Below are 23,261 nucleotides of genomic sequence, written 5' to 3' on the forward strand. Positions count from 1 at the left end.
CGGGTACATCCGTATAGCACTGCTTCGATCTACTTTGAGTAGATCACAGTGATTAGATTTATCGAGTGCTTTAAATTCTGGAGTTAGTTAATGAGCGAGCCAACCTTTGCGGTCGCAAGAGTTAGCCGCAGTCGACTGCTGGCAGAAAACAAAGCTGTAAAGGGCGGGTGCACAACGTATATTTAACCTGACGTTTATGTTTAAATCTTTCTGATTAAATATCGCTAGAAATGATCGCAATAGTCGTTCTTAAAAGCTGAACGTCTTTTCTAAGTGCTTCACTTTTGCCTCTAAACGCTCGATCTGTTCCTTGTAATACGTCACAGCAAATTCATGCACCTCTTCGGCTTCCAAGGCTCCCTTTTTAAACCAATTCCAAATCGAATTAGGTGAAACGCCAACCTCTTTACTTGTGGCAACAGTAGAAGCCCAACGCGAACAAAGATGTTCTTTTTTGAATAAAAAGCAGCGGACTATCACCCCCTTGTTTGAGGCCTAAGTACGTTTGTGATGTCGCGGATCAAGGGTTTCTCGCCACCACTTCGTAGTGTGCAGATTGCCCTCTAGAATTGCGGTCTACTTTCCTTTCAAAAGCGCGGAAAAGTGTGCCTGAATAAGTTTTAGACTATCGCCTTTAAGCTCGGCTTTCCTGTCGGAACACTATCTTTCAACAGCGTGATTTGAGTATCAAAGTCTACCAACCACTGAAGTGTTAGCAGGAAATCTTAAAAATGTTGCCGTCACAATAACATCATCATTTTCATAGGAGATGTACATTAAATTATGCGCATTGATGAACTTTTTGTACTCCACATTAGGTGTGGTATTCGCGCAGGATCGAGTACGTGTTTTCTGTTGCCAGTGATGTCGGAACAACAGCGGTGGCAACAATATTAGAACTACCATCACGGTGATATGGGGTCACCAAAATTCCTATCAGTGCGAGCAGATCATTAAAAATGTAAAGATCTCGTGCCACAGTAGGTTATTGGCTCTCATTTCCTCGCTGGGGCAACGTGGCATACTCCGAACGATGCGTCGCAAACGATACCTACGGACTAGCGGATTACCGCTGTAGTACCACTAGGTTGTGCGTTCGCGGGGCGATGGCAAACGGGAAAAGGGCAAATGCTGTCGTTGTGGCAGTAAGGCAGTGCTGGATGTTGCGGTTGTATGTAGCCTGCAATTTTGTAATGGAGGTCACATAAATTTAGAATATTTCGATCCGCGCCCCCAACCCCTCAGCCTGCTTAAGCTGGGCAATCCAACCATCCGAACCGGGATGGAAACGGAAAACGGGTCGATTGGAAATCTTAGTAGGACCAACAGACTCAGAAGCATTACCACCAGAACGCGCTTCGAAGCGCACACGGGAGCGGTAGCCGGCGTCGATAAGCTCTTCGAGGTTGGGGTGTGCCTCGGTGAGATGCGCGCGGGCGTTGATAAGCAAGGTGAGTGCCTCATCAAGAGCCCCGAGCAACGCCTGGGCGTTCGTCTCACACATAGCCCGCACCAGTGACGGGGCAGAACCCGCCACCCTCGTCGAATCGCGAAAACTACCCGCCGCCAACGAAAGCGCCAACGCGCCACCATTATCGCCCACAATCGCCAAAGCCTCCGAAAACACATGCGGCAAATGTGAAATACGGGCCACCGCCGCATCATGGGTCTCCACACGCGCGGGGATCACCTCAGCGCCCACCGTGCCCGCCATATTCACTACATCAGTCCACAAACTCACCCACTGGGCATCCGCCTCTGGGGCATAGTCATACGTGACCACCCACGGGGCGCGCACAAACAACTCAGGGTACGAGGCCTCCCAACCACTATTTGCCGTCCCCGCCATCGGATGACCACCCACATAACGCGACTGCAAACCCCGCGACTTCACAAGGTCATACACCGCCCCCTTCACACTCACCACATCCGTAAACCCACAATTCGGCGCATGCTCCTGCAACGCATCCAACAGCGAAGCAATCGCAGGCATCGGCGTAGCCAACACAATCAACGCATTATTCGCCTCAGCACGCTCCAAAGTCTGAACAAGATCCGAACTCACATCAAAGCCCTCCTTCGCCGCAGTGCGCGCAGCAGAAGGCGAACGATTAAAACCAAACGCCGGAACATTATTTTGCCGCAATGCACGTAACAGCGAACCCCCGATCAAACCGAGGCCAAGGACACAGACAGGACGAGAAACTTCATTGATGGTCACCTGACAAGTCTTACATACCCGACTACGGTTATGCGGTATGAAGTCAGATTTCGCTGTGACGGTTGCCCGCGTCAACGCCACATGGCAAGTGCGCACCTTCAAGGACGATTACTCCTCATTGAAGCGCTCCATTAACGCCGTACGAACACTCAGAACCGAAGGCGCAGCATTTGCCATGCTCAGCATAGAAGACGACTACTTCGTCCTCGTCCGCCCCACACCCCAAGGTGTGAAACTACTCATCTCCGACGCCACCGCCGCCACCGAAGATGACTTCGCCGCCGAAATCCTCGACGAACTCGACGCCGACCAACCCGACCCCGAAGACACCCCCTATGCGGAGGGAGACTTCGACATCCTCGCCGACCTCGGCCTCAGCGAACAAGTCATGAGCATCATCACCGACGAAACCGACTGGTGGGCCTCCGAACAACTCCAACGCATCGCCGAAGAACTCGGATTCGACGACGAACTCGAACAAGCCCTATGACACTGCCCCCGCAGCACAACGTGGTGCGCGCCGAAGCCATGATGCGCGAAGCCATCACCCTCGCACGCACCACACCACCTGCCGACATCCCCGTCGGAGCCATCATCTACGGCCCCGACGGCACCATCCTCGGCCGCGGCACCAACCGCCGCGAAACCGACCACAACCCCCTCGGCCACGCCGAAATCATGGCCATCACCCAAGCCTGCACCAAGCGTGGCGACGGCTGGCGCCTCACCGACTGCACCCTCGCAGTCACCCTCGAACCCTGCACCATGTGCGCCGGAGCCCTCGTCGGCTCCCGAATCGGACACATCATCTTCGGAGCCTACGAACCCAAAACCGGCGCCTGCGGCTCTGCCTTCGACGTAGTCCGCGACCCCGCCGTCCTCCACACCGTGCAAGTCCGCGGCGGCATCCTCGAAACCGAATGTGCCGCACTCATGACAAACTTCTTCGAAGAACTGCGCACCGAAGCGTAAGCGAGGCTGGTTTAATGAGGCTGGTTTGTACCGTGGTTTGCTTTGCTGCTGCGATATTCGCTATTCTGATTCGCGGTAGCGTGTCCGAGCGGCCGAAGGTGTTCGCCTCGAAAGCGAATGTTGGGTAACCCCCAACCGCGGGTTCAAATCCCGCCGCTACCGCCAAGTGCAAAACCCCGGTTCTTGATTGAGCTGGGGTTTTGTTGCGCTTAGGGGCGGGCGATGGGTCAAGTGAGTAGTTCGTGCCAAAACTTTTTGGCCTCTGCGGCGTTTCCGCAGGTCGGAGATATTAGAAACGGTTTAATTTGGCACGAACTACTCACTTGACCGAGAAATGCCGCCCAGAACGAATACCCAAGGAACTCTACGAGATTCTTGTGCGAACCGTTGAAGCTCTCGCTAGCGGAAAAGCAGTGACTATCCACTGGTTACTGCTCAACAAGCGGCTGAGTGATTAGGGGTATCGCGTTCAACAGTTGTGAAACTCATTGAGGATGGAAAACTAGAGGCCACCAAAGTAATCGTGCCACCATGATCAGCGTTCCGAAGAAGACTAGGCCGATTCCATAGGTTGCCGAGGTTGCCTATCCTTCGGGCAAGGCGTAGACCACTGAGATGCCTCGTGTGAGCGCGGTGTAGCCTGTGGCTCCCAGCATTACGGTGGGGCTTAGCAACCAAGTGAGTAGTTCGTGCCAAAACTTTTTGGCTTCCTCGGCGTTTCCGCAGGTCGGAGATATTAGAAACGGTTTAATTTGGCACGAACTACTCATTCCGCCCCGAGTCCAGCCGAAACGCCCCGAAACGCCTACACCATCCCCCAGATCGTGGCGCCGAGGACGATGAGTCCCATGATGGATACGAAGTAGTTGGTGGGCCGGCCTCGGAATTGTGCGAGTGCGTCTACTTTGTGAACCACGATCATGGGGAGGAGATAGGTGATAAAGGTGAAGAAGATGCCTCCGACTAGGGTGATCATGTTGAGGATGGAGGGGTTGAATACGCCGACGAGGGAGGTGGTGATGAAGATGAAGAGGTAGGTCCACAGGTCGAGGGTGCGGGGGTTGAGTCGTTGGGTAGTGGTGGGTGCTGCGAGGTTGAAGAGGTATTGGGTGCCTTCGATGGTGCCGAGTGCGTGGCCGAAGTAGGAGGAGGCGACGGCGCAGATGACCACGATGGGGGCCATGTAGGCCATGAATGGGGTGCCGGTGACGTTGGCAAAGTAGGAGAGGACGGGGAGGTTGTGTTCGTGTGCTGCTTTCATGCCGTCGGCTCCCATGGCGAGTGCGGAGGACCAGACGAAGAACATGGTGAAGGCGGTGAGCAGGATGGTGGTGTTGCGGATGACTTTTTCGGTGTGTTTGTCGGTTGTTTCGCCGTAGTGTTTTTGCATGCTGAGGCAGAATTGGGAGAGTGCTGCGACGTAGCTGAAGGCGAAGACGAGGACGGGGAGGATGAGGATGATGGCGCCGATGATGCCCCAGATGTTGTGGTCGCCGCTTGTGAGGAAAGATGCGACGTCCCATTGGGGGATGAGGTAGATGGAGACTGCGGCTAGCGCCAGGATGAGGGGGTAGACCACGAATTGGGCGATGGTGAGCATGATTTTGTTGCCGAATGCGAGGGCGAGTGTCATAAGGCCGACGCAGGCGGGGGCGAGGATCCAGCGGCTGATGTTGGGGCCGTCGAGTTGGTTGACTATGAAGCTGTCTACGGTGTTGGTGATGGATACGCCGTAGATGAGCACGACAGGGAAGATGGTGAACCAGTAGATGGCGGCGAGGAGGATGCCGGCGCGGCGGCCGAAGAAGTCGGTGAGTACGGCGAGGACGTCTTCACCGATGAGTGGGGAGTGGCTCATCATCCAGGAGAAGGCGCGGTGCGCTAGGTAGGTCATGGGGCCGATGAGGATGGTGGCCACGAGGAGTGGGATGAATCCGAAGCTTCCTGCGGAGATGGGCAGGAAGAGGATGCCGGCGCCTACTGCTGTGCCGAAGAGTGTGATGGTCCACTTGGTGTTCATACTCTGGTGTGCGGCCATGGGATGCTCCTCATAAGTCAATAGGCTGACAGAAATTTGGTGTACGGCGTTAAATCCTAATCACGGTCTACACTGGAAGACTATTTCTCGTTCCCTTGTGGTTTAAGGAGATCATCGTCGTGGCCGCCTTTTTATACCGTGTTGGCGCGTGGTCATTTCGGGCCAAGTGGTTTGTGATTGTCACGTGGCTTGTTGTGCTTGCGGCTGTGGGTGGTGCAGCTGCTGCGTTCCAGGCAGGGTTTAATGATCTGTTTACTATCAATAACACTCCTGCGAAGACGGCGACGGAGATTTATCTGGAAAACTTCCCTGAGCAGCGCAATCCGTTGAAGAGTACGGGTGTGAATGTGGTGTTTAAGGCACCTGAGGGGCACACGCTGGCCGAGCCGGAGAACAAGGCTGCCGTGGATAGTGTGGTGCAGGCGATCCAAGATAATCTTGAGGGTCTAACTAATACGCAGCGTTTTGGCAATCCGGTGGATTTGAGTCCGAAGTTGCAGCAGGGTGTTGTGGATTTGATGACACAGCGTGGTGTGCCGGAGGAAAACGCGCGTGCCGACGCAGCCAACTTAGCCCTGATTACCCCCGATGAGACGATCGGTTACACCACTTTTGACATTGATGTGCCTATGCCTGCGGACGTCAGCGATGCGCAACGCCAGGCGATCACCGATGCCATGAACTTAGGCCGCGAGAAGGGTCTTACCGTCGAGGCCGGTGGTGCTGGTTTTGGTGATCCGATCGTGATTGAAGAAACTTCAGAGATCATCGGTGTGGCCATCGCAGCGATCATTTTGATCTTTACTTTTGGTTCCTTGGTGGCCGCTGGTCTTCCACTGCTCATTGCTGTGATCGGCGTGGGCATTGGTTCGCTGTCGATCACGCTGGCTACCGCGTGGGTATCCCTGAATAACGTCACCCCGGTGCTGGCGGTGATGCTGGGCCTTGCGGTGGGTATCGACTACTCACTGTTTATCATGTTCCGCTACCGCCGCGAGCTCCTGCACATGGACAAGGAGCAAGCCGCCGGCATGGCGGTAGGCACTGCGGGGTCGGCGGTCGTGTTCGCAGGTCTTACGGTGATCATTGCCCTGGTGGCCTTGGCGGTGGCTAATATTCCGTTCCTCACCTACATGGGTCTTGCTGCGGCGTTCACGGTGTTCATTGCGGTGCTGATCGCGCTGACGATGGTGCCGGCGCTGTTGGGGGCGTTAGGGGATAAGGCCTTTGCGGTGCGGTTGCGTCGGAAGCAGCGGACGTCGCCAGCCCGCACGTTGGGGCGCAAGTGGGTGGAGTTGGTGCACCGCGCGCCGGGTGCGGTGATCGCGGTGAGCGTCGTAACGCTGGGTGCGTTGACGTTGCCCGCGTTGCAGCTGCACTTGTCTCTGCCCTCCGATACGCAGGCGAATTATAGCTCTACGCAGCGCAAACAGGCTGAGATCATGGCGGAGGGTTTTGGCCCTGGTATTAATTCGCCGTTTTTGGTGGTGGCGGATGCGCATTCGGTGGATGAGAATGCGGCGATTTTGGAGCCGCTGATTCGCGCGCAGAATCCGGCGTCGGGGGAGCGCAAGCAAGCGGCGGCGAACGCGGCGTATCAGTACATTATCCAGAAGTATTCGGTTACTCCGGATGTAAAACATGTGCAGATCGTGGGTCTGTCGCAGGACGGTCTGGCGGCGCAGTTGTTGCTCACGCCGGAGTCGTCGCCAGAAGATGATGTGACCAAACAGCTTATCGACGCCCTCCTGATCAAACAGGACGAGGTGAATAACGCGACCGGCATCCGCTCCGGTATTACGGGCCTGATCCCTGTGCAGCAGGATGTGACCAACCGTCTGGCGGGCGTGATGCCGCTGTATCTTGGCATTGTGGTGGGCCTTGCGGTGCTGTTGCTGATGATCGTGTTCCGCAGTATTTGGGTGCCGGTGGTCGCGGGTGTGGGCTTTTTGCTCTCTGTGGGCGCGGCGTTTGGTGTGACTGTGCTGTTTTGGCAAGAGGGCCTGTGGGGGCTTGTGGATACTCCCACCCCGATCATTGCGTTTATGCCGATCTTTCTTATCGGCGTGTGCTTTGGTCTTGCTATGGACTATCAGGTGTTCTTGGTGTCGGCGATGCGGGAGCGTTTCGTGCGTGGGCGTATCGACGCCACCAGCCGCTACAACGCCATCGAAGAATCGATAGTGGAGGGCTTCGCCTCTAGTGTCCGTGTGGTCACAGCTGCTGCGCTGATCATGATTGCGGTGTTCGTGGCCTTCATTGGTCAGCCGATTCCGTTTATTAAAATCTTCGGTTTTGCCCTGGGTGCCGGGGTGCTTTTCGACGCCTTTTTCATCCGCATGGCGTTCGTTCCGGCAGCAATGTTCCTTCTTGGTAGGCAAACGTGGTACATACCACATTGGCTGGATAAAATCCTGCCTCGTCTCGATGTGGAGGGCACGTCTCTAGAAAAACGATCGACATCGCAATTGGCTTAATGAAAGCTGCTGGCAATAAGGGGCCATGCAATTTGCAACTCTTACCCCCGAATGTGTAGTCGGTAAGAATTTTGCACCCACAGTGTAGGGCTATGGCAAAAACGGGTATTAACCTCCCTTGATGGATTGGGTCTTGGGTGGAATTTTCTCCGTTGCGTAATTTTTTTAAAGGGGGACGGGCGGAGTCTTATTGAAAAAGCTTGCACGGTGTTTGAAAGTTTCCGATTTTGGTTTGTGTCCATTGTGGGCCTAGGTGTAATGTTCGCCGTTTATTTAATATTAAGAAATTATCATCAAGTAAATAGGCGTTATATGCATGCATTATGCACTTTTTGTGTGTTCTGGAGCACTCTATAGGGAACGAGGGCGAGCTGTCTGTTTATCTGATTTTTAATTTTAGATAAGTGTTGTTGTATGTTTCTTTTCGATGAATTTCGAATTCAAGTCTAGGAAACTGAAAACCTGTGCAATTCACAGGGTTTTTCCCTCCTAAAGAATTCTGGAATGCCCTAGTAGAGATCGACACCGAGCAGAGAAAGGAACATGATGAGAAAACTACCCACAGCCGTCATCTCCCTAGTCGCCGCAGCCTCCGTCTTGCCAACCAACGTGGTTGCTGCAGAAGAAGCTGAGCCCCACACTACTGATGCCACTACTAGTGGAGCTGCTGAGGCTCCCGCTGCTGAGACGACTGCTCTGACTGTGGCTGCTGGGGCTTCTGCCTCTGAGGGCGCCACTGAGTCAGCTTCAGCGCCAAGCGGACTTACAGGTACTGACCCGCTTCCGCTTGCAGGTACTAACGGTGCGCCGCCTGCTCCCCCGGCTCCGCCGCTGCCGGCACCTAAAGGGCCTAGATCTGAAACATCGGCTTCTGATATTCCAGCTCCACCGCCACTGCCAAGTGTGGCGCAGCCAACTGAGAACTCTGTTCCCCCAGCGCCTCCGCTGCCAGGTGCTCCAGAGTCTGCATCTATTCCACCTCCGCCACCACTACCGGGTGCTACCGGTAACAGTGTGACTCCACCTCCAGCACCACCACTGCCTCCAACGCGTCCAGAAGTTCCAAACGGTCTGCCGAAGGTAGAGGAAAAGCCAATCGTTGCTCGTTACCCAGAGCACGAAAAAGCAGCTCAGCGTCTCCCAGTCATTCCTGTGGTGGAAGAGCGCAGCGTCCTCGAAGACGAATTCATTGAAAACGACCGTGTTGTTGGTCAATTGCACAAGAACCGTCTTGAGGCTCATGAGAAGTTGGTCAAACGCCAAGAGCGTATGGCTCGCTTGCAAATCCCTGTGCTGGATGCTGACAAAGATTTCTTTGATAAGCGCAAGGGGCAGATCAAAGATTTGCGCGATCTGAACCGCAGCATCTACTGGGCAAACCTGACTGGTAACCAGTATTATTACCAGCATGTGAATGATCTGATCCAGAAGATCACCAAGAACCACGATGAGCTTCTTAAGCTTGACGAGGTTGTGAACAAGGAAACCAAGGCGTTCAACCACGGACGCGATAACTTCAAGCTCCAAGTACACACCTTTAAGCAAGCTAACAAGCTGTATCAAGATGTTTTGGAGAACGCTGCTGAAGAGCGGAATGACAATGTCTTTGCTATGCCGGTTTTGAAAGAACTGGACAAAGACGCTGCTGAGTTCATGAGCAAGCGCGAGAACTTGAAGAAGCTTGATGATGAGCGTCATGAGCTGTTCAAAGCTCTTAATGCTAAGTTTGCTGAGCTTGCGCCTGTGCATACTCCTGCTGAGGAAGCCCTGCAGAAGCACTTGGATTCTCACGCTAAGTACCGTATTTATAAGGAGCACCGCCTTGAAGTGAACCGCATCATTGCCGACATTGAAAATGGTGTGGACAAGGAGCACGCGGATCGCTTGGAAGCAATCAAGGCGTACAGCCAGCTCCTTGATGCCTTCATTGCCCGTGAGAAGGTCGGTTACGACAAGCTGCGTAAGGAAGCCGTTGATTCTCGCGCCAAGTTCAAGACAGTTAATTCTAACCTGCATGAGCAGGGCAAGAAGCTTATGGAGGTGGAGAAGCAGTTCCAGTCTGAGCTGAAGGCTGCGCTGCGTTCTGCACGCTTTGCTGTCGACGATCTTCCAGGTCTAACCCCTGAGCAAAAGGGCATGATCGAGCATGACCCAGCTTTGAAGGAACTATACTCTCAGATGCTCTCTGCACACAGTGCTTTCAAGGGTGCTCAGACCAGCGTGACGGATGCAGAAAACCCTGCAGAAGAAGCTCTGGCTAAGTACGCTGATGCACTTGTTGCTCACGAGGAAAATAAAGCACTGCTCAAGCGCATGGAAGAAGCTATTGCGCAAGAAGACGGTGAGAAGAAGGCAGCAAAGATCACCCGTGTGCTTGCTATCCGTTCCTTCACCTTGCAGATGTTCGTTCGCCCAGAGGAGCAGCGTAAAGTAGGTGCTGCTCAAGATGCTTTCAAGGCTGCAGAACACAAGTTGGCTGAAGCTAAGAAGACCGGCAAGCAGAATGACATTGCTGCTGCCCAGAAAGAGGTAGAGGAGAAGAAGGCTGCTTACGAGGCTGCCGAGGAAGCTTGGAAGGAATTTGAGAAGATCGCCGAGAAGGCAAAGGATGACATTGACAATGCCAACCTGACCCTGAACGCAACCATCTCTCCTGAGGAATACATCAGCCTTATCAAGCGCCACCTTAAGGAGAAGGAAGATCTTCTGAAGAAGATCACCGACGATAAGGACCAAGCTACTGGTACTCTTGATGGTGCTGAGAAGGACTTCGATGTAAAGAAGGCTAGCTTCGAAGGAGCGCGTCAGCGTCTGCTTGAGGCTTTGAAGAGTGGCAAGCCGGTTGAGACGGGCAATGTATCAACGGGTAGCGGCAGTACTGTTGGCAACGATGGTACCTCCAGCAACAGCTTCATCAACCGCCTCTGGGCTGGTGTCGAGGGTTCAAGTTCCTCTGCTTTCAATGGCTTCGGTTCGATGTCAAGCTTTGCTCCAATTCTGTTTGTTCCGCTGGCACAGTTTATTTCTTCCCTACCTTTTGTACCTTCGATGTCATCACTGACGTTCCAGGCGGCTACCCCAGTTAATTCGAGCGTGGTAGCGCAGCAGCAGGCTGTTATTCCTCACGCAGTGGCACACGGTAATGCTGCTTCTACGGTGGTCCGTGCGGCTGCTGTAGATAACACGGTATCTGGAGACGCTGAGAAGCAGGAAACAAATGCTCCTCAAACTCGCGCTTTCGAGGTGAACCAAGGCGGTACAGAGACCAAGAGTAGTGGGACTACCCTAGCTGCTGATGTAACTCAAGCTGACATTCAGAACAACGCTCAAAACGCCCGTACCAACTCCAGCTTGTTTATCATGACGATCATCTGCGCACTGTTGGTTGGCGGTTTGCTCAGCGCTGGCATCGCACGCCGCGCTAAGTAACATCCTTGCGCATTAAAACTCCACACCAAATTTGCTCCTAGGCCATAGTTCGAGTGATTTGGTGTGGTTTTTTGCATCCATTCTGCACTGTGGACGCCCTGAAAATGCTTGCCTACGTGCAACAAGCTAGAATTTCACCCTATGACTGACATGACTTTTGAGCTTCGTACCGAGCTGGACGACGCGCCGGGCCGCCACGGCCGTACTGGTGTAATCCACACCCCTCATGGAGACATCAACACCCCGGCGTTCATCCCTGTGGCCACTAAGGCAACGGTGAAAACCCTCACCCCACAGCAAATTCGTGACACCGGCGCGCAGGCGATCCTCTCCAACGCTTATCACCTCTACCTGCAACCAGGCCCCGACATTGTCGACGAGGCCGGCGGCGTGTCTGCGTTTGAGAACTGGAACGGCCCCACCTACACCGATTCCGGCGGATTTCAGGTAATGAGCCTTGGCGTTGGCTTTAAAAAGGTACTCGCCATGGACACCGCGGGGCTCGTAGAGGGCGACATTCGCGCACCCAAAAAAGACCGCTATGCGCAGGTCGACGAAGATGGCGTGGACTTCCGTAGCGTTATCGACGGCTCCCGCCACCGCTTCACCCCAGAAGTCAGCATGCAGATCCAACACCAGCTAGGTGCTGATATCATCTTTGCTTTCGATGAACTGACCACGCTAGTAGACACCCGCCAGTACCAAGAAAGCTCCGTCGAACGCACTCACCGCTGGGCACGCCGCTGCCTCATCGAACACGACCGCCTCACTCGTGAACGCGAAGGAAAACCACTGCAGTCTCTGTGGGGTGTTGTCCAAGGTGCCCAGTACGAGGACCTGCGTCGTCAAGCAGTTCGTGGCCTGCTTGACCTAGACAAAGAGGCAGAAGATAACGGACGACGCGGCTTCGGTGGCTTCGGCATCGGTGGCGCATTAGAAAAGGAAAACCTAGGAACCATCGTGGGTTGGGTTTGCGACGAAATCCCGCAGCACAAACCACGCCACCTGCTAGGAATCAGCGAGCCAGACGACCTCTTCACCGCCATCGAGGCAGGTGCCGATACCTTCGACTGCGTTGCCCCCACCCGTCTCGGCCGCCGCGGCGGTGTGTACACCCTCGACGGACGCGTGAACCTCACCGCAGCCCGCTTCAAGCGCGACTTCCGCCAAGTAGACGAGGAATTCGGCGGCCCCATCGCCGAGTACTCCCGCGCCTACATCCACCACTTGTTCAAGGCCAAGGAATTTCTCGGTGGAACATTGTGCACAATGCACAATGTGGCCTTTATGATCCAGCTGGTAGACAACATTCGCAGCGCCATCGATAACGGCGACTTTGAGGCCTACCGTGATGAATTCCTCGGCCGCTACTACGCAAGCAAAGGAGGCCCAGCAGCAGCTGGGCGCTCCGGAGGAATGATCTACGGGGTTTAACACGCAAGCTATGGGTTCTTTTCAGGGAGCAGGGCGCTATGCGCCAAGTCCAAGCGGGGATCTTCACTTTGGCAACGTGCGCACCGCCGTGCTGGCGTGGCTGTTTGCTCGCCACACTGGCCGTCGCTTCCTTATCCGTGTAGAGGATGTGGACACGCAGCGTTCTTCCATGGAATCCGCCGCCCGCCAGCTGGAGGACCTCCGCGCGCTGGGGATGGATTGGGATGCCGAACCCACTTACCAGCACAACAACTTTGACCGCTATGAGCAGGCGTTGCGCAGCCTTCCGCACTATGAGTGCTACTGCTCCCGCAAGGACATTCAAGAGGCCTCCCGTGCGCCGCACACCATCCCAGGGCAGTACCCCGGCACGTGCCGAAACTTAACTGAAGAGCAGCGGGAGGAGCGTCGTCAAGCATTGGCCAGGCAGGGGAGGGTCCCAGCGCTGCGCTTGCGTGCCGACGTCCCCACGTGGCACGTCCGCGACTACTACGCGGGGGACGTGCTGGGCGACGTAGACGACATGATCCTGCGGCGCGGCGGCCAACAACCGGACTGGGCCTACAATCTTGCTGTCGTTGTCGACGATGCCGCCGATGGTATCGACCAAGTGGTTCGCGGCAGCGACCTGCTCACCTCCGCGCCGCGCCAGGCCTACCTAGCCCATCTCCTCGGCGTGCCAGCTCCGACCTATGTGCATGTGCCGCTGGTACTCAACACGGCGGGGCAGCGTCTGGCTAAACGCGACGGTGCCGTGACCATGCGCGAGACGCCCGACATTCTGCCGCGCGTGGCTGAGTCTTTGGGGCTAAGCGCCCACACTCTGCCTGGCATGCTCGAACAATTCGATCCCGATAGGCTCTCGCAACAACCGTGGATTTTTGCATTCCATAAGGAGGTATAAGTCTCATATGAGTGTGGAATATGCATGCATACACATACATTAGATTATTCACCAAACCCTCAATCACCTCCGACACCGCCGCAGCTGCTCATCCACCACACTAAAATTAGTCATTTCTAAAGTATATGTGGGGTGGGGGTGCTGTGGTGTGGGATCGGTCCGGACTTGCCCGCCTGCATCCGCCTCCTCGAACTCAAGAACACGAAAAACCAAGCGCGCGAAAATCTCGCTCAAATCCTGTCCTGCGGTTTTTGTGTTCGTGAGTTCGAGGAGGCGAAAAACATGTGCGGAAAGTGCGCGCAGAAAACCGAGCAACCGCAGCGCACCCAAACCCCAGAAAACAAAAACAACCGGCGTTCTCAGTAGAGAACACCGGTTGCTGCTTGCGGAGGATGTGGGATTTGAACCCACGAGGGTCGTGAAACCCGCACGCGTTCCAGGCGTGTGACATAGGCCGCTAGTCGAATCCTCCAGCGTATGCACGGGCATGCCGTGTTACTTCGCAAACAATACACACGCTTCAGTGGATCAAGCAAATCCGCAGGAAGATGCGGAGTGTGGTTGGTGGAATTGCTCCACGGTGGGGGTTCCGTTAGGCTAGGGGTCAGGACTTCGCATGGCGCGTATCCCATGAACTCCCCCAGGGCAGGAATGCAGCAAGGGTCAGTGGGCTCTAGCGGGTGTGCGGAGTCCCCTTGATATTTTTGGGGGTGTCAGGTGGTTTGGGGGTACTCATTGAGCGATGCCTTGTCTAAAGTCGTTGGGGTATGAGGTGGGCGTCGTTAAGCGGTGCCCACGGGACCACGGACCGTAAGGATGCTTATGTCTTTGAAGGATTATGATGCAGCTCGTCTCGCGCAGGTGCGTGAGGAAGTCACCGCGAAGTATGCGGAGTTGAAGGCTAAGAATCTGTCCTTGGATCTCACCCGCGGTAAGCCTTCCGCGGAGCAGCTGGATTTGTCCAATGATCTGCTGTCCTTGCCAGGTGAGAACTTCCGCACGAAAGATGGCGTGGATTGCCGTAACTATGGTGGCCTGCTGGGTATTGCGGATATTCGTGAGTTGTGGGCTGAGGCGTTGGGTCTGCCTGCTGATCTGGTGGTGGCGCAGGATGGTTCCAGCCTGAACATCATGTTTGATCTGATTTCTTGGTCGTACACGTGGGGCAATAATGATTCGCCACGCCCGTGGTCGGCGGAGGAGAAGGTGAAGTGGCTGTGCCCTGTGCCTGGTTATGATCGTCATTTCACTATCACGGAGCACTTTGGCTTCGAGATGATCAATGTTCCGATGACGGATCAGGGGCCGGATATGGATGTGGTCCGTGAGTTGGTGAAGGATCCGCAGGTGAAAGGCATGTGGACGGTGCCGGTGTTTGGGAACCCTACGGGTGTGACGTTCTCTGAGCAGACGTGCCGCGAGCTTGCGGAGATGTCTACCGCTGCTCCTGATTTCCGCATTGTTTGGGATAACGCTTATGCGTTGCACACGCTTACTAACGAATTCCCAATTGTGCACAATGTTATTGAATTTGCGCAGGCGGCGGGCAACCCGAACCGCTTCTGGTTCATGAGCTCCACTTCCAAGATCACCCACGCTGGCTCTGGTGTGTCCTTCTTTGCTTCCTCCAAGGAGAACATTGAGTGGTATGCCAGCCACGCTAATGTGCGCGGTATCGGCCCGAACAAGCTCAACCAGCTGGCGCATGCTCAGTTCTTTGGTGATGTGGCGGGTCTTAAGGCGCATATGCTCAAGCATGCGGCGTCGTTGGCTCCGAAGTTTGAGCGTGTGCTCGAGATTCTCGACTCACGTCTCAGTGAGTACGGTGTGGCTAAGTGGACCACTCCTACTGGTGGCTACTTCATTTCTGTGGACGTGGTTCCTGGTACGGCGTCGCGCGTGGTGGAGCTGGCCAAGGAAGCTGGTATTGCGTTGACTGGTGCTGGTTCTTCCTTCCCGCTGCACAACGACCCTAACAATGAGAACATCCGCTTGGCGCCGTCGTTGCCACCTGTGGCAGAGCTTGAGGTGGCCATGGATGGTTTTGCTACCTGTGTTCTCATGGCAGCCCTTGAGGTGTAGTGCATGAATTTTGACGAGACGGCCGTGTGGCTCGATGGCGTATTCCCTGGTGAGCTCACGATTCATTCTGCACCCGCGGAGAGTTTTCGAGTAGGCACGGTTGATCTCGGCGACGATATGCTCGCCACCACTCTCGACTTTGCGCGCGTGGACACCGGCTTGGAGGCGGGTGGCCGCGACGTGCGCAGTGAGATATTCACGGTTGCACACGCGGGGGTGGGCACTGACAAGTTCGTGGAGTTGTTGCGTGCGCTTGGCATCTTGCTTTACGACGCCTCCGGCTCGCTGCCCGCACAACCTGGCCAGTTAGTCCCTGCCGTGGGGATCGAACCCTTCGATGACACCGACATCACCGTGCGGCATGGTCTTTTTGTGGTTCCTTATGTGTGGGGTGGGGAAGTGCCCCAATGTGATGAACCGGATCGGCTGACGGTGATGCTCCAGCTGGTGATGCTCACCCAAGAGGAATTCGATTACGCGGTCACCTATGGCATTCCGGAACTCCAGTCGGAGATTGCGCGAGCGGGAATCGATCTACTGGATTGGAGTCGGTAGGCTAGGGTACGTGGCTTTATATCGGAAGTATCGACCAGCGTCGTTCGCAGAGGTCGTGGGGCAAGAACAGGTAACTCAACCACTATCGGTGGCATTGGACAGTGGCCGAATCAACCACGCCTACCTTTTCTCGGGTCCACGTGGCTGCGGAAAGACGTCGTCGGCACGCATTATGGCGCGCTCCCTGAACTGCGTCGAAGGCCCCACCTCCACTCCTTGTGGCAAATGCAACTCGTGTATTTCGCTTGCCCCCAACGGGCCTGGCAACCTCGACGTTACCGAGCTCGACGCGGCAAGTAACCGCAGCGTAGACGACATGCGCGAGCTCCGCGACCGCGCCATGTACGCTCCCGCCGAATCGCGCTACCGCATCTTCATTATCGACGAAGCGCACATGATTACTCGCGACGGCGCCAACGCCCTACTCAAAATCGTCGAAGAGCCACCGGCGCACCTCATCTTTATCTTTGCCACCACCGAGCCGGAAAAAATCCTTCCCACAATCCGCTCGCGTACCCACCACTACCCCTTCCGCCTACTGACCCCGCAATCCATGCGTGGCCTGCTGGAACGCACCGTAGCCAGCGAACACGTCGCGGTGGAAGACTCCGTCTACCCACTCGTGATCCGTGCCGGCGGCGGCTCCCCGCGCGACACCCTCTCCATCCTTGACCAGCTCATCGCCGGCGCAGGTCCCGACGGCCTCGACTACAACCTCGCCCGCATGCTGCTCGGGGCCACCGATGACACCCTCATTGACACCCTCATCGACGCCCTCACCGGCAACGACAACGCCGCCCTGTTCCAAGTTGTCGATGATGCCATCGAAGCTGGCCTCGACCCCCGCCGCTTCGCCACCGACCTCCTCGACCGCTTCCGCGACCTCATGGTTCTTCAATCGGTCCCCGACGCCCTCACCCTCGGGCTTGTCGACGCCCCCACCGACCGCGGCGACATCCTCCGCGACCAAGCCGCACACCTACCCGCAGGCGAAGCCGCCCGACTAGCAGCACTGGTCAACGACGGCCTCCGCGGCCTCAAAGGAGCGACATCGCCGCGCCTACTCCTCGAAATCCTCTGCGCAAAGATGCTCCTGCCCAGCGCACAGCCCGCCGCAACTGCCACTGCACCTGCTGCCGCGCCGGGACCAGCGCCTACTGAGATCCCCGCTAAATACGAGCGCCGTTCCGTCCGCTTGGCTAGGGAAGCCGCCGCACGCAAGAACGCCGAGGTGGCCGCACCTGTACCCGTCCCTGCTCCCGAGCCGGAACCAAAACCGGAGCCTCGTGATGGTTTTGCCACTATTCAAGAGAAGTGGGCAACGATCAGCGATGTGATCTTCAAAGCCAATTCTGTGGCTGGTATTTTGCTCAGCCAAGCCACTTTGCTGGGTTTGCGCGATGGCTCCACCCTTGTGATCGGTCACAACACCGGTGCACTGGCGCATCGGATCAACGACCCGCAGCATGCAGGCTCCATCGTCACTGCGATTAAGCAGGAAACTGACCTCGATGTGACCATTGAGTGCGTAGTGGGTACGGACCCCAAAGCTGCTGGTTTTAGCGAACCAGAAAACAAAAAGGTGTGGAACCCGGAACCCAAGCCCGAGCCGGAGCCCAAGCCCGAGCCGGAACCGGCTCCTGCCAGCAACAACGTCTGGGGTGCACCTGCGCCGCTCGGTGGTGGGCAACCATCTACGCCTCCGTCACCACCGCCGGTTGAGCGATTTAGTCCTGCCAAGGTGACGGCACCACAACCTCCAGCTGCGCCGCAACCTGTGCAAGAAGCTCCGAAACCCCGCTGGCAGCAGGCTGCTGAGCGTGGCATGCGCAAGATGGAAGAGCGCGCCAAGCGGCCGTCGTTCTCCGATGGTGTGCCGCTGCCCCCCGAGCCGGAAGAGCCGGATGTGCCGCCGGACCCTTACGGATACCCCGCAGATGAGGGGATGCCGGAACCTCAGGCCCCTCAGGCTACGTCTAACTATGTAGTGGACCATGATGAGGAAGAGGAGATGGTTAGGGAAGCGGCACAGGGCGTGGGTAATCGTGACCATCGCGATGCCATGACCGTTGCCGTGGACATTCTCTCCGAAGAGCTAGGTGCTCGACAGCTTTAGGTACACTATTCGAATGACCGCCGTCGCACAGCAGGTGTGGCGGATACTAAAAAAACAATGCGAAAGGCAGTTGAATGACTCAGCCGGATATGTCCCAGATCCTTGCACAGGCACAACAGATGCAGGCTAAGCTGCAGGAAGCTCAGCGTGAGATCCTTGCTACCACCGTCACCGGTACCGCTGGCAACGGCCTTGTGAGCATCGACATGCAGGGCAACGGCATGGTTTCTTCCGTCACCATCGACCCTAAGGTTGTTGACGCTGACGACGTAGAAACCCTCCAGGACCTGCTCGTTGGCGCATTCGCAGAGGCACACGAGAAGCTCGGAAACCTTGCAGAGCAGAAGATGGGCCCACTGTCTCAGGGCTTCGACGGCCTTGGTGGGATGTTCTAAGAGTTGTTCGAAGGACCTCTCCAAGACCTGATCGACGAATTTTCTCGGCTCCCTGGTGTGGGGCCGAAGTCGGCTCAGCGCATTGCCTTCCACCTGTTGCATGTGGAACCCGCAGACATTACGCGTCTGCAGGATGCGCTGGGCGCTATTCGTGACGGTGTTACTTTCTGCCGCATTTGCTGCAACATCTCCCGCGAGGAAGTCTGTCGCATCTGTGCGGACTCTTCACGCGATCGCAGCACCATCTGTGTGGTGGAAGAACCCAAAGATATTCAGGTTATTGAACGGACCGGCGAGTACACAGGTCGCTACCATGTGCTCGGCGGCTCGCTTGATCCCCTCGCTAACATTGGCCCCCGTGAGCTCAACATTTCGCAGTTGTTGCAGCGTATCGGCGGCGTGTTGCCGGATCGCGAACTCGCCGACTCCACCCCCGAGGCACCGCTTTACGACGCCTCCCCAGAAGTGTGCGAAGTCATCCTCGCTACCGACCCCAACACCGAAGGCGAAGCTACAGCCTCCTACCTGGCGCGGCTGCTGCGCGACTTCCCAGACCTTGTTGTGTCACGTCTTGCCTCCGGCATGCCACTAGGCGGCGACCTTGAGTTCGTTGATGAACTCACATTGTCGCGCGCCCTGAGTGGCAGGCTGACGCTGTAGGAAAACCTACGCTAGGCGCTCCTTGCGCAGCTGGTCGACGACCGGCAGATCCAAGGGGGCCAGATCAGCAAGAGCAACGCCCATCGCTTTGGCTAGCAAGAGATCCGCAAGCTGCGGGTTGCGGGCCAGCGCTGGGCCATGCATATAGGTGCACACCACGTTGCCCTGCACAGCGCCCTCATAAGACACCTGCTCATCAGACACTGAGGCGGTAGTAATGCCGTGCAGATCAGTGTTGCCCACACCTCGGGTGACAGTGCCCAACGGTTGGGCGTCGGGGCCCAAGATGGTCGCACCCATGTGGTTTTCAAAACCCGTCAGGGGTTCGGTGAGTTCCGCAGTAAAACCTGCTGCGGTGGGGGTGGACTGAAGTTCCCCGATGGTGCGCTTGGCTAGGGAGGCAGTGGTGGCGTCGATAAGCCCTACGCCCTCGACGATCTTTCCAGAGGCACGGAAGGACCGCCCCAACACCTGTAGACCTGCGCAAATACCCAAAATTGGGCGGCCGAGATCAGCGGCGCGGCGCAGACCTTGGTCGTTGTTGAGGTGTTCTGCCGCCAAGATCTGGGCGGTGTCTTCGCCGCCGCCGAGGCAGTACAAATCGAGGCCTTCTGGGACGGCTTCGCCGAGGCGAACCGTATGAATCTCCGCGGAGATGCCACGCAGGCGGGCGCGCTGGCGCAGGACGAGGGCGTTGCCGTCGTCGCCGTAGGTGCCCAACACGTCCGGCAGGATTAAACCGATGGTTAATTCGCTCATGTTAAGCCTCCTTGGTTGCGGCGGTGATGGCGCGCTTGAGATCGCGGAATGCGGTGTAGTTGGCCAAGACTTCGACGCGGCCAGCTGGGCAGGCCTTGATGGCGGCGAGGGGGTCACGCACCAGCTCATGGTCCACGGAAGCGTAAGTCAGACGCACGGAGAGATCCGTGCCGCGCTCGCCGGCAGCCTTGACGGAAAGCTCTTCGAGCTCTTCGAACTTGACGTCCCAAAGCCAGGAGAGATCCTCGCCGTCGGCAACCTGGCCGTTGACGGCGATCACGAGGCCCTCGGCGGTGCGATCCACCATTGACAGCGCCTCTTGCCAACCGGCAGGGTTCTTAGCCAACAGCAGGTGAATGTGGTGCTCGCCGAGGGTGATGGTGGAGTAGCGGCCTGCCACATCGTCCACCGTTTCGACGGCGCGTACAGCATCATCTAACGGCACATCGAAGCAGGTCACGGCTGCGGCGATCGCTTGGGTGGCGTTGCCGCGGTTGGCGTTGCCCGGCAGTGCTAGGGACAGCGGCACGGGTTCGGTATGCCCTGGGGCGAGAATGCCATCAGGGGTGATGGTCCATGCGGGGGTGGGGCGTTGGAAGGTTTCGCCGTTTGGGAGTGGTTTGGTGGCGTACCAGTGGTCGTCTTGGCGGACGATATGGCTGCCGGTGCGTGGGCAGGACACGGAGTCGCCGGTCCACCCGGCACCAGCCGATACCCAGACCACGTTGGGGGCGTCGTAAGCCACGGAGGTGACTAGCACGTCGTCGCAGTTGGCGATCACGGTCATGTCGGGGTGTGCGGTCACGCAGTCGCGCAGGGCACGTTCGATCTTGTTGATCTCGCCGACGCGGTCGAGCTGGTCGCGGGTGAGGTTGAGCAGGATCAGACACTCTGGGTGGAGGCGGTCGGCAGCCGAAGGAACATGCAGCTCATCGACCTCAAGGACCACGTGGCTCGCCGATTGTCCCGCCATGAGGGCGGAGATAATGCCGGCATCCATGTTGTCGCCACCTTCGTTGGTGGCCACCGTGTGCTGGGTGCGGACCGCGCTGGCCAGCATGCGCGTAGTAGTGGACTTGCCGTTCGTGCCTGTTACGAGCGCGGTCGGACGTGTTTTAGCCAACGACTGCATGATGTTCGGGTCGATTTTTTCTGCAATCAGACCACCAATCATGCCGCCGGAGCCACGGCCGGTCGCCCGCGAAGCCGTAGTGGCCACAGCGGCCGCGCCGATTGCAAGGCGAGTGCGCAAATTAAAACTCATGGCGACTAAGTCTAGTCCACTTAGGTCTCTGCTGGCTTGCCCGGCTTGACGTGTTCAACTGCGCGCAGAAATTCCTCGTCCGTCATCAGTGGAATTCCTTTGCGGTCGCCGTGCATTGCCTTGCCAGTGAGGTCTTCACTTTTATTGCACACAACTAAACTGGAGGCGCGGGTAATTTTCTCGTTGTATGCCAGCTCTGTGCGCACGATCGCCTGAATAATCCGGTCCGGATTCATGGTGATCTCAGGCGCCACCACAACTTCCATGCCCTGCACCAGTCCGCGCTCCTTGGTGTAGATGCCGGGGTTTTCCCACACGCGCGGTACCTCCATGGCATCCACGCGAATGTTGGATCGTTGCAGGCCAAAGCGGTCTGCGCGCAGATCCTCAGGGCTTGTCGACGCGACCACTCCCTGGGCGTGTTCCACAAAGAACATCCGCGCCACCAAAAGCGTGTCTTCCCGCGTGAGCTGTGTGGTGTCTGCCTGCGCGCGCGCCACACTCGCACGGGCATCAGGGGCTTCTAGGCCCAGTTGCGTTGCGACGTTCCTAATGCGGATGTCGGCAAACGTTAGTCCCAGGCGGCGTGCGGTGGCGAGCGTATCCACAATCGTGACCGGCTTGGGGATGTGGCCCACCCGTTGCCTGCGCCGATTACGTTGCCGATTGCGGCTACGGTTAGCACGGGCAGCATTGCTCATTGCACGTTTCGACTCAGAAACAATGAATCCCCACACCAGCTCTGCGTTGTGTACTAGCAGGGTGCGGCCATCGATGAGTCGGTCAAGAGCCTTAAGGATCTGCGAGTAGCGTTTGCCCTCTTTGATCTGCTCAGAGGAGAGGCCATGCAGATGGAATGGCCCAGGGTTAGATTCTGGGTTGAGCACTGCGAAGAAGTGATCGACTTCCTCGCCTTGCTCTGTGAATGTAACGGCATCAATGGTGATTAGACGGCTCGTCGATGGGTGAATACCAGAGGCTTGCACCGATAATGCCACATAAGGAGCCTTTTCGCTCTCTGCTTTTCGAGCCGCTGCCTGCTCGGCGGCGCGCTGTGCCCGCGCCTTATCGCGCTCTTGTTGGTCCTTATTAGTCATGGGGAACAGTCTAGCTGGCGGTCTTGCGGGCAGAGAAACATTCAAATCCTAGAGGTTAAACCCTTGATCGCGGGCGATCGCAAAGGTGTGATTGCGTTTATCGGATTCGGCTCCTGCAATAGGATTTTTCGCGAGCACCTGACGGGTGAAGCTATCTACGCGCCGGTTGGCATCGCGAAGATCGTAGTAGGTGGTCATCTCTTGGTCGTAGTCGCTGAGTACTTCTAGCCACGATCTGGGCGCATGATAGCCATTTTCCATTGTGCGCAATGGGGTAGCCATACGTGGTTTAAGCTGCGGTTCTTGATTAGGCCAGCCCAGTGTCATGCCAACAACTGGGAAAGTGAGCTCAGGTAGCTGCAGGAGCTCGATCACAGCTGCGGCGTCGTTGTGGACGTTGCCGAGGAAGTTCACGCCTAGCCCCAGTGATTCCGCAGCGATGCACACGTTTTGTGCGGTGAGGCAGGCGTCGGTGAACCCTTGGACAAAGTTGCGGGCGGTAGCAGCACCGGCAGGATCTGCGCCCAACTCTTGGAGGATACCTGCGTTGCGGTGGCAATCGACAATAAACAGCAGGTAGACGGGGGCGCGGCCGACATATTCCTGGGCACCGATCTCTGCTAGGCGTGTGCGTAGCTGAGGATCAGTGACACGGATAATGCTGGTACTTTGCATGCCCAACGAGGTAGCAGTCCGCCCCGCCACCGCAAAGAGCTGATCCATGATCTCCTCCGATACGGGTTCGGTGGTGAACTCACGGATAGTGCGGTGGTTAAGCTGGGTGCGGATCGTCTCGTTCATACTTGTCTTTATGCCTGCTTTCATGTCGGCTTCCCTGATGGCTTCCATGGAGGCCAA

At 56.8% G+C, this 23,261-nt stretch carries 20 protein-coding genes, 2 tRNA genes, 1 other RNA gene and 1 pseudogene; 15 read left to right on the forward strand and 9 right to left on the reverse strand.

Features of this window, described 5'->3' with window-relative positions:
• Positions 1 to 249: 249 nt before the first annotated feature.
• The 3 genes from CIP100161_RS01225 to CIP100161_RS01235 all read right to left on the reverse strand — a co-directional run bounded on the left by CIP100161_RS01225 (position 250) and on the right by CIP100161_RS01235 (position 2,221).
• Entirely contained in the window at positions 250 to 480 is a 231-nt protein-coding gene (locus CIP100161_RS01225) for a transposase (RefSeq protein WP_232053039.1), read from the reverse strand.
• Between the two features lie 334 nt (positions 481 to 814).
• Positions 815 to 979 carry a hypothetical protein gene (locus CIP100161_RS01230; RefSeq protein ID WP_155871279.1) on the reverse strand — a complete coding sequence of 55 codons (165 nt, stop codon included), beginning with the start codon at positions 977 to 979 and terminating at the stop codon, positions 815 to 817.
• Between the two features lie 231 nt (positions 980 to 1,210).
• Complete coding sequence (locus CIP100161_RS01235; RefSeq protein WP_155871281.1) at positions 1,211 to 2,221, reverse strand: prephenate dehydrogenase; 1,011 nt, start codon at positions 2,219 to 2,221, stop codon at positions 1,211 to 1,213.
• 37 nt (positions 2,222 to 2,258) lie between these two features.
• Between CIP100161_RS01235 and CIP100161_RS01240 the strand changes: the two genes are divergently transcribed.
• From CIP100161_RS01240 to CIP100161_RS12410, 4 genes and pseudogenes are all read left to right on the forward strand, one after another.
• Complete coding sequence (locus CIP100161_RS01240; protein WP_155871283.1) at positions 2,259 to 2,711, forward strand: tRNA adenosine deaminase-associated protein; 453 nt, start codon at positions 2,259 to 2,261, stop codon at positions 2,709 to 2,711.
• Positions 2,708 to 3,193: a nucleoside deaminase gene (locus tag CIP100161_RS01245; RefSeq protein WP_155871285.1), complete on the forward strand. Its 486-nt coding sequence runs from the start codon at positions 2,708 to 2,710 to the stop codon at positions 3,191 to 3,193. The genes CIP100161_RS01240 and CIP100161_RS01245 overlap by 4 nt, the downstream gene beginning before the upstream one ends.
• 74 nt (positions 3,194 to 3,267) lie before the next feature.
• A tRNA-Ser gene (locus tag CIP100161_RS01250) sits at positions 3,268 to 3,358 on the forward strand.
• Between the two features lie 185 nt (positions 3,359 to 3,543).
• A pseudogene (locus CIP100161_RS12410) lies at positions 3,544 to 3,713 on the forward strand (helix-turn-helix domain-containing protein); the annotation flags it as partial.
• Between the two features lie 285 nt (positions 3,714 to 3,998).
• Here CIP100161_RS12410 and CIP100161_RS01270 read toward each other — a convergent pair.
• Entirely contained in the window at positions 3,999 to 5,231 is a 1,233-nt protein-coding gene (locus CIP100161_RS01270) for an amino acid permease (protein ID WP_155871287.1), read from the reverse strand.
• 119 nt (positions 5,232 to 5,350) lie between these two features.
• On the opposite strand from CIP100161_RS01270, the gene CIP100161_RS01275 reads away from it, so the two are divergent.
• The 5 genes from CIP100161_RS01275 (at position 5,351) to CIP100161_RS01295 (ending at position 13,841) form a co-directional block, all read left to right on the forward strand.
• Complete coding sequence (locus CIP100161_RS01275; RefSeq protein ID WP_155871289.1) at positions 5,351 to 7,708, forward strand: MMPL family transporter; 2,358 nt, start codon at positions 5,351 to 5,353, stop codon at positions 7,706 to 7,708.
• Between the two features lie 543 nt (positions 7,709 to 8,251).
• Complete coding sequence (locus tag CIP100161_RS01280) at positions 8,252 to 11,137, forward strand: hypothetical protein (protein WP_155871291.1); 2,886 nt, start codon at positions 8,252 to 8,254, stop codon at positions 11,135 to 11,137.
• 141 nt (positions 11,138 to 11,278) lie between these two features.
• Positions 11,279 to 12,571, forward strand: a complete 1,293-nt coding sequence (gene tgt / locus CIP100161_RS01285) for a tRNA guanosine(34) transglycosylase Tgt (protein WP_155871293.1) — start codon at positions 11,279 to 11,281, stop codon at positions 12,569 to 12,571.
• A gap of 10 nt (positions 12,572 to 12,581) precedes the next feature.
• Positions 12,582 to 13,475 (forward strand): tRNA glutamyl-Q(34) synthetase GluQRS, encoded by an 894-nt coding sequence (gene gluQRS / locus CIP100161_RS01290; protein ID WP_155871295.1) that lies wholly within the window; start codon positions 12,582 to 12,584, stop codon positions 13,473 to 13,475.
• 132 nt (positions 13,476 to 13,607) lie between these two features.
• Positions 13,608 to 13,841, forward strand: a complete 234-nt coding sequence (locus tag CIP100161_RS01295) for a hypothetical protein (protein ID WP_155871297.1) — start codon at positions 13,608 to 13,610, stop codon at positions 13,839 to 13,841.
• Between the two features lie 20 nt (positions 13,842 to 13,861).
• Here the strand turns inward: CIP100161_RS01295 and CIP100161_RS01300 are convergent.
• Positions 13,862 to 13,947: transfer RNA gene (locus tag CIP100161_RS01300), tRNA-Ser, on the reverse strand.
• A gap of 131 nt (positions 13,948 to 14,078) precedes the next feature.
• Here CIP100161_RS01300 and ffs point away from each other — a divergent pair.
• The 6 genes from ffs to recR all read left to right on the forward strand — a co-directional run bounded on the left by ffs (position 14,079) and on the right by recR (position 19,283).
• Positions 14,079 to 14,175: signal recognition particle sRNA small type (gene ffs, locus CIP100161_RS01305), an RNA gene on the forward strand.
• 122 nt (positions 14,176 to 14,297) lie between these two features.
• Complete coding sequence (locus CIP100161_RS01310; protein ID WP_155871299.1) at positions 14,298 to 15,557, forward strand: aminotransferase class I/II-fold pyridoxal phosphate-dependent enzyme; 1,260 nt, start codon at positions 14,298 to 14,300, stop codon at positions 15,555 to 15,557.
• Positions 15,558 to 15,560: 3 nt separating this feature from the next.
• Entirely contained in the window at positions 15,561 to 16,112 is a 552-nt protein-coding gene (locus tag CIP100161_RS01315) for a suppressor of fused domain protein (protein ID WP_155871301.1), read from the forward strand.
• Between the two features lie 10 nt (positions 16,113 to 16,122).
• Positions 16,123 to 18,228: a DNA polymerase III subunit gamma and tau gene (locus CIP100161_RS01320; protein WP_155871303.1), complete on the forward strand. Its 2,106-nt coding sequence runs from the start codon at positions 16,123 to 16,125 to the stop codon at positions 18,226 to 18,228.
• A 74-nt stretch (positions 18,229 to 18,302) separates the two neighbouring features.
• Positions 18,303 to 18,623: a YbaB/EbfC family nucleoid-associated protein gene (locus CIP100161_RS01325; RefSeq protein WP_155871305.1), complete on the forward strand. Its 321-nt coding sequence runs from the start codon at positions 18,303 to 18,305 to the stop codon at positions 18,621 to 18,623.
• A gap of 3 nt (positions 18,624 to 18,626) precedes the next feature.
• Complete coding sequence (gene recR / locus CIP100161_RS01330) at positions 18,627 to 19,283, forward strand: recombination mediator RecR (RefSeq protein WP_014319696.1); 657 nt, start codon at positions 18,627 to 18,629, stop codon at positions 19,281 to 19,283.
• A 6-nt stretch (positions 19,284 to 19,289) separates the two neighbouring features.
• Here the strand turns inward: recR and CIP100161_RS01335 are convergent, their stop codons facing one another.
• Genes CIP100161_RS01335 through CIP100161_RS01350 form a run of 4 tightly spaced genes read right to left on the reverse strand, consistent with a single transcriptional unit; the run spans position 19,290 to position 23,252 of the window.
• The gene (locus tag CIP100161_RS01335) at positions 19,290 to 20,042 is read right to left on the reverse strand and encodes a type 1 glutamine amidotransferase (protein ID WP_155871306.1); all 753 of its coding nucleotides are present in this window, start codon (positions 20,040 to 20,042) and stop codon (positions 19,290 to 19,292) included.
• A 1-nt stretch (position 20,043) separates the two neighbouring features.
• A complete protein-coding gene (locus CIP100161_RS01340) occupies positions 20,044 to 21,306 on the reverse strand; it encodes a Mur ligase family protein (RefSeq protein WP_155871308.1) in 1,263 nt (420 codons plus the stop codon).
• Between the two features lie 20 nt (positions 21,307 to 21,326).
• Positions 21,327 to 22,448 carry a DNA polymerase III subunit epsilon gene (locus CIP100161_RS01345; protein WP_155871310.1) on the reverse strand — a complete coding sequence of 374 codons (1,122 nt, stop codon included), beginning with the start codon at positions 22,446 to 22,448 and terminating at the stop codon, positions 21,327 to 21,329.
• Between the two features lie 3 nt (positions 22,449 to 22,451).
• The gene (locus CIP100161_RS01350; protein WP_155871312.1) at positions 22,452 to 23,252 is read right to left on the reverse strand and encodes an NADPH-dependent oxidoreductase; all 801 of its coding nucleotides are present in this window, start codon (positions 23,250 to 23,252) and stop codon (positions 22,452 to 22,454) included.
• Positions 23,253 to 23,261 lie beyond the last annotated feature (9 nt).

This window comes from Corynebacterium rouxii, assembly GCF_902702935.1.
Taxonomy (GTDB): domain Bacteria; phylum Actinomycetota; class Actinomycetes; order Mycobacteriales; family Mycobacteriaceae; genus Corynebacterium; species Corynebacterium rouxii.

Excerpts from the sequence above, each read along its gene's own strand:
- CIP100161_RS01240 (WP_155871283.1), top strand. The coding sequence starts at position 2,259 with ATGAAGTCAGATTTCGCTGTGACGGTTGCCCGCGTCAACGCCACATGG.
- CIP100161_RS01245 (WP_155871285.1), top strand. The coding sequence starts at position 2,708 with ATGACACTGCCCCCGCAGCACAACGTGGTGCGCGCCGAAGCCATGATG.
- CIP100161_RS01270 (WP_155871287.1), bottom strand. The coding sequence starts at position 5,231 with ATGGCCGCACACCAGAGTATGAACACCAAGTGGACCATCACACTCTTC.
- CIP100161_RS01280 (WP_155871291.1), top strand. The coding sequence starts at position 8,252 with ATGATGAGAAAACTACCCACAGCCGTCATCTCCCTAGTCGCCGCAGCC.
- tgt (WP_155871293.1), top strand. The coding sequence starts at position 11,279 with ATGACTGACATGACTTTTGAGCTTCGTACCGAGCTGGACGACGCGCCG.
- gluQRS (WP_155871295.1), top strand. The coding sequence starts at position 12,582 with ATGGGTTCTTTTCAGGGAGCAGGGCGCTATGCGCCAAGTCCAAGCGGG.
- CIP100161_RS01310 (WP_155871299.1), top strand. The coding sequence starts at position 14,298 with ATGTCTTTGAAGGATTATGATGCAGCTCGTCTCGCGCAGGTGCGTGAG.
- CIP100161_RS01315 (WP_155871301.1), top strand. The coding sequence starts at position 15,561 with ATGAATTTTGACGAGACGGCCGTGTGGCTCGATGGCGTATTCCCTGGT.
- CIP100161_RS01325 (WP_155871305.1), top strand. The coding sequence starts at position 18,303 with ATGACTCAGCCGGATATGTCCCAGATCCTTGCACAGGCACAACAGATG.
- CIP100161_RS01335 (WP_155871306.1), bottom strand. The coding sequence starts at position 20,042 with ATGAGCGAATTAACCATCGGTTTAATCCTGCCGGACGTGTTGGGCACC.
- CIP100161_RS01340 (WP_155871308.1), bottom strand. The coding sequence starts at position 21,306 with ATGAGTTTTAATTTGCGCACTCGCCTTGCAATCGGCGCGGCCGCTGTG.
- CIP100161_RS01350 (WP_155871312.1), bottom strand. The coding sequence starts at position 23,252 with ATGGAAGCCATCAGGGAAGCCGACATGAAAGCAGGCATAAAGACAAGT.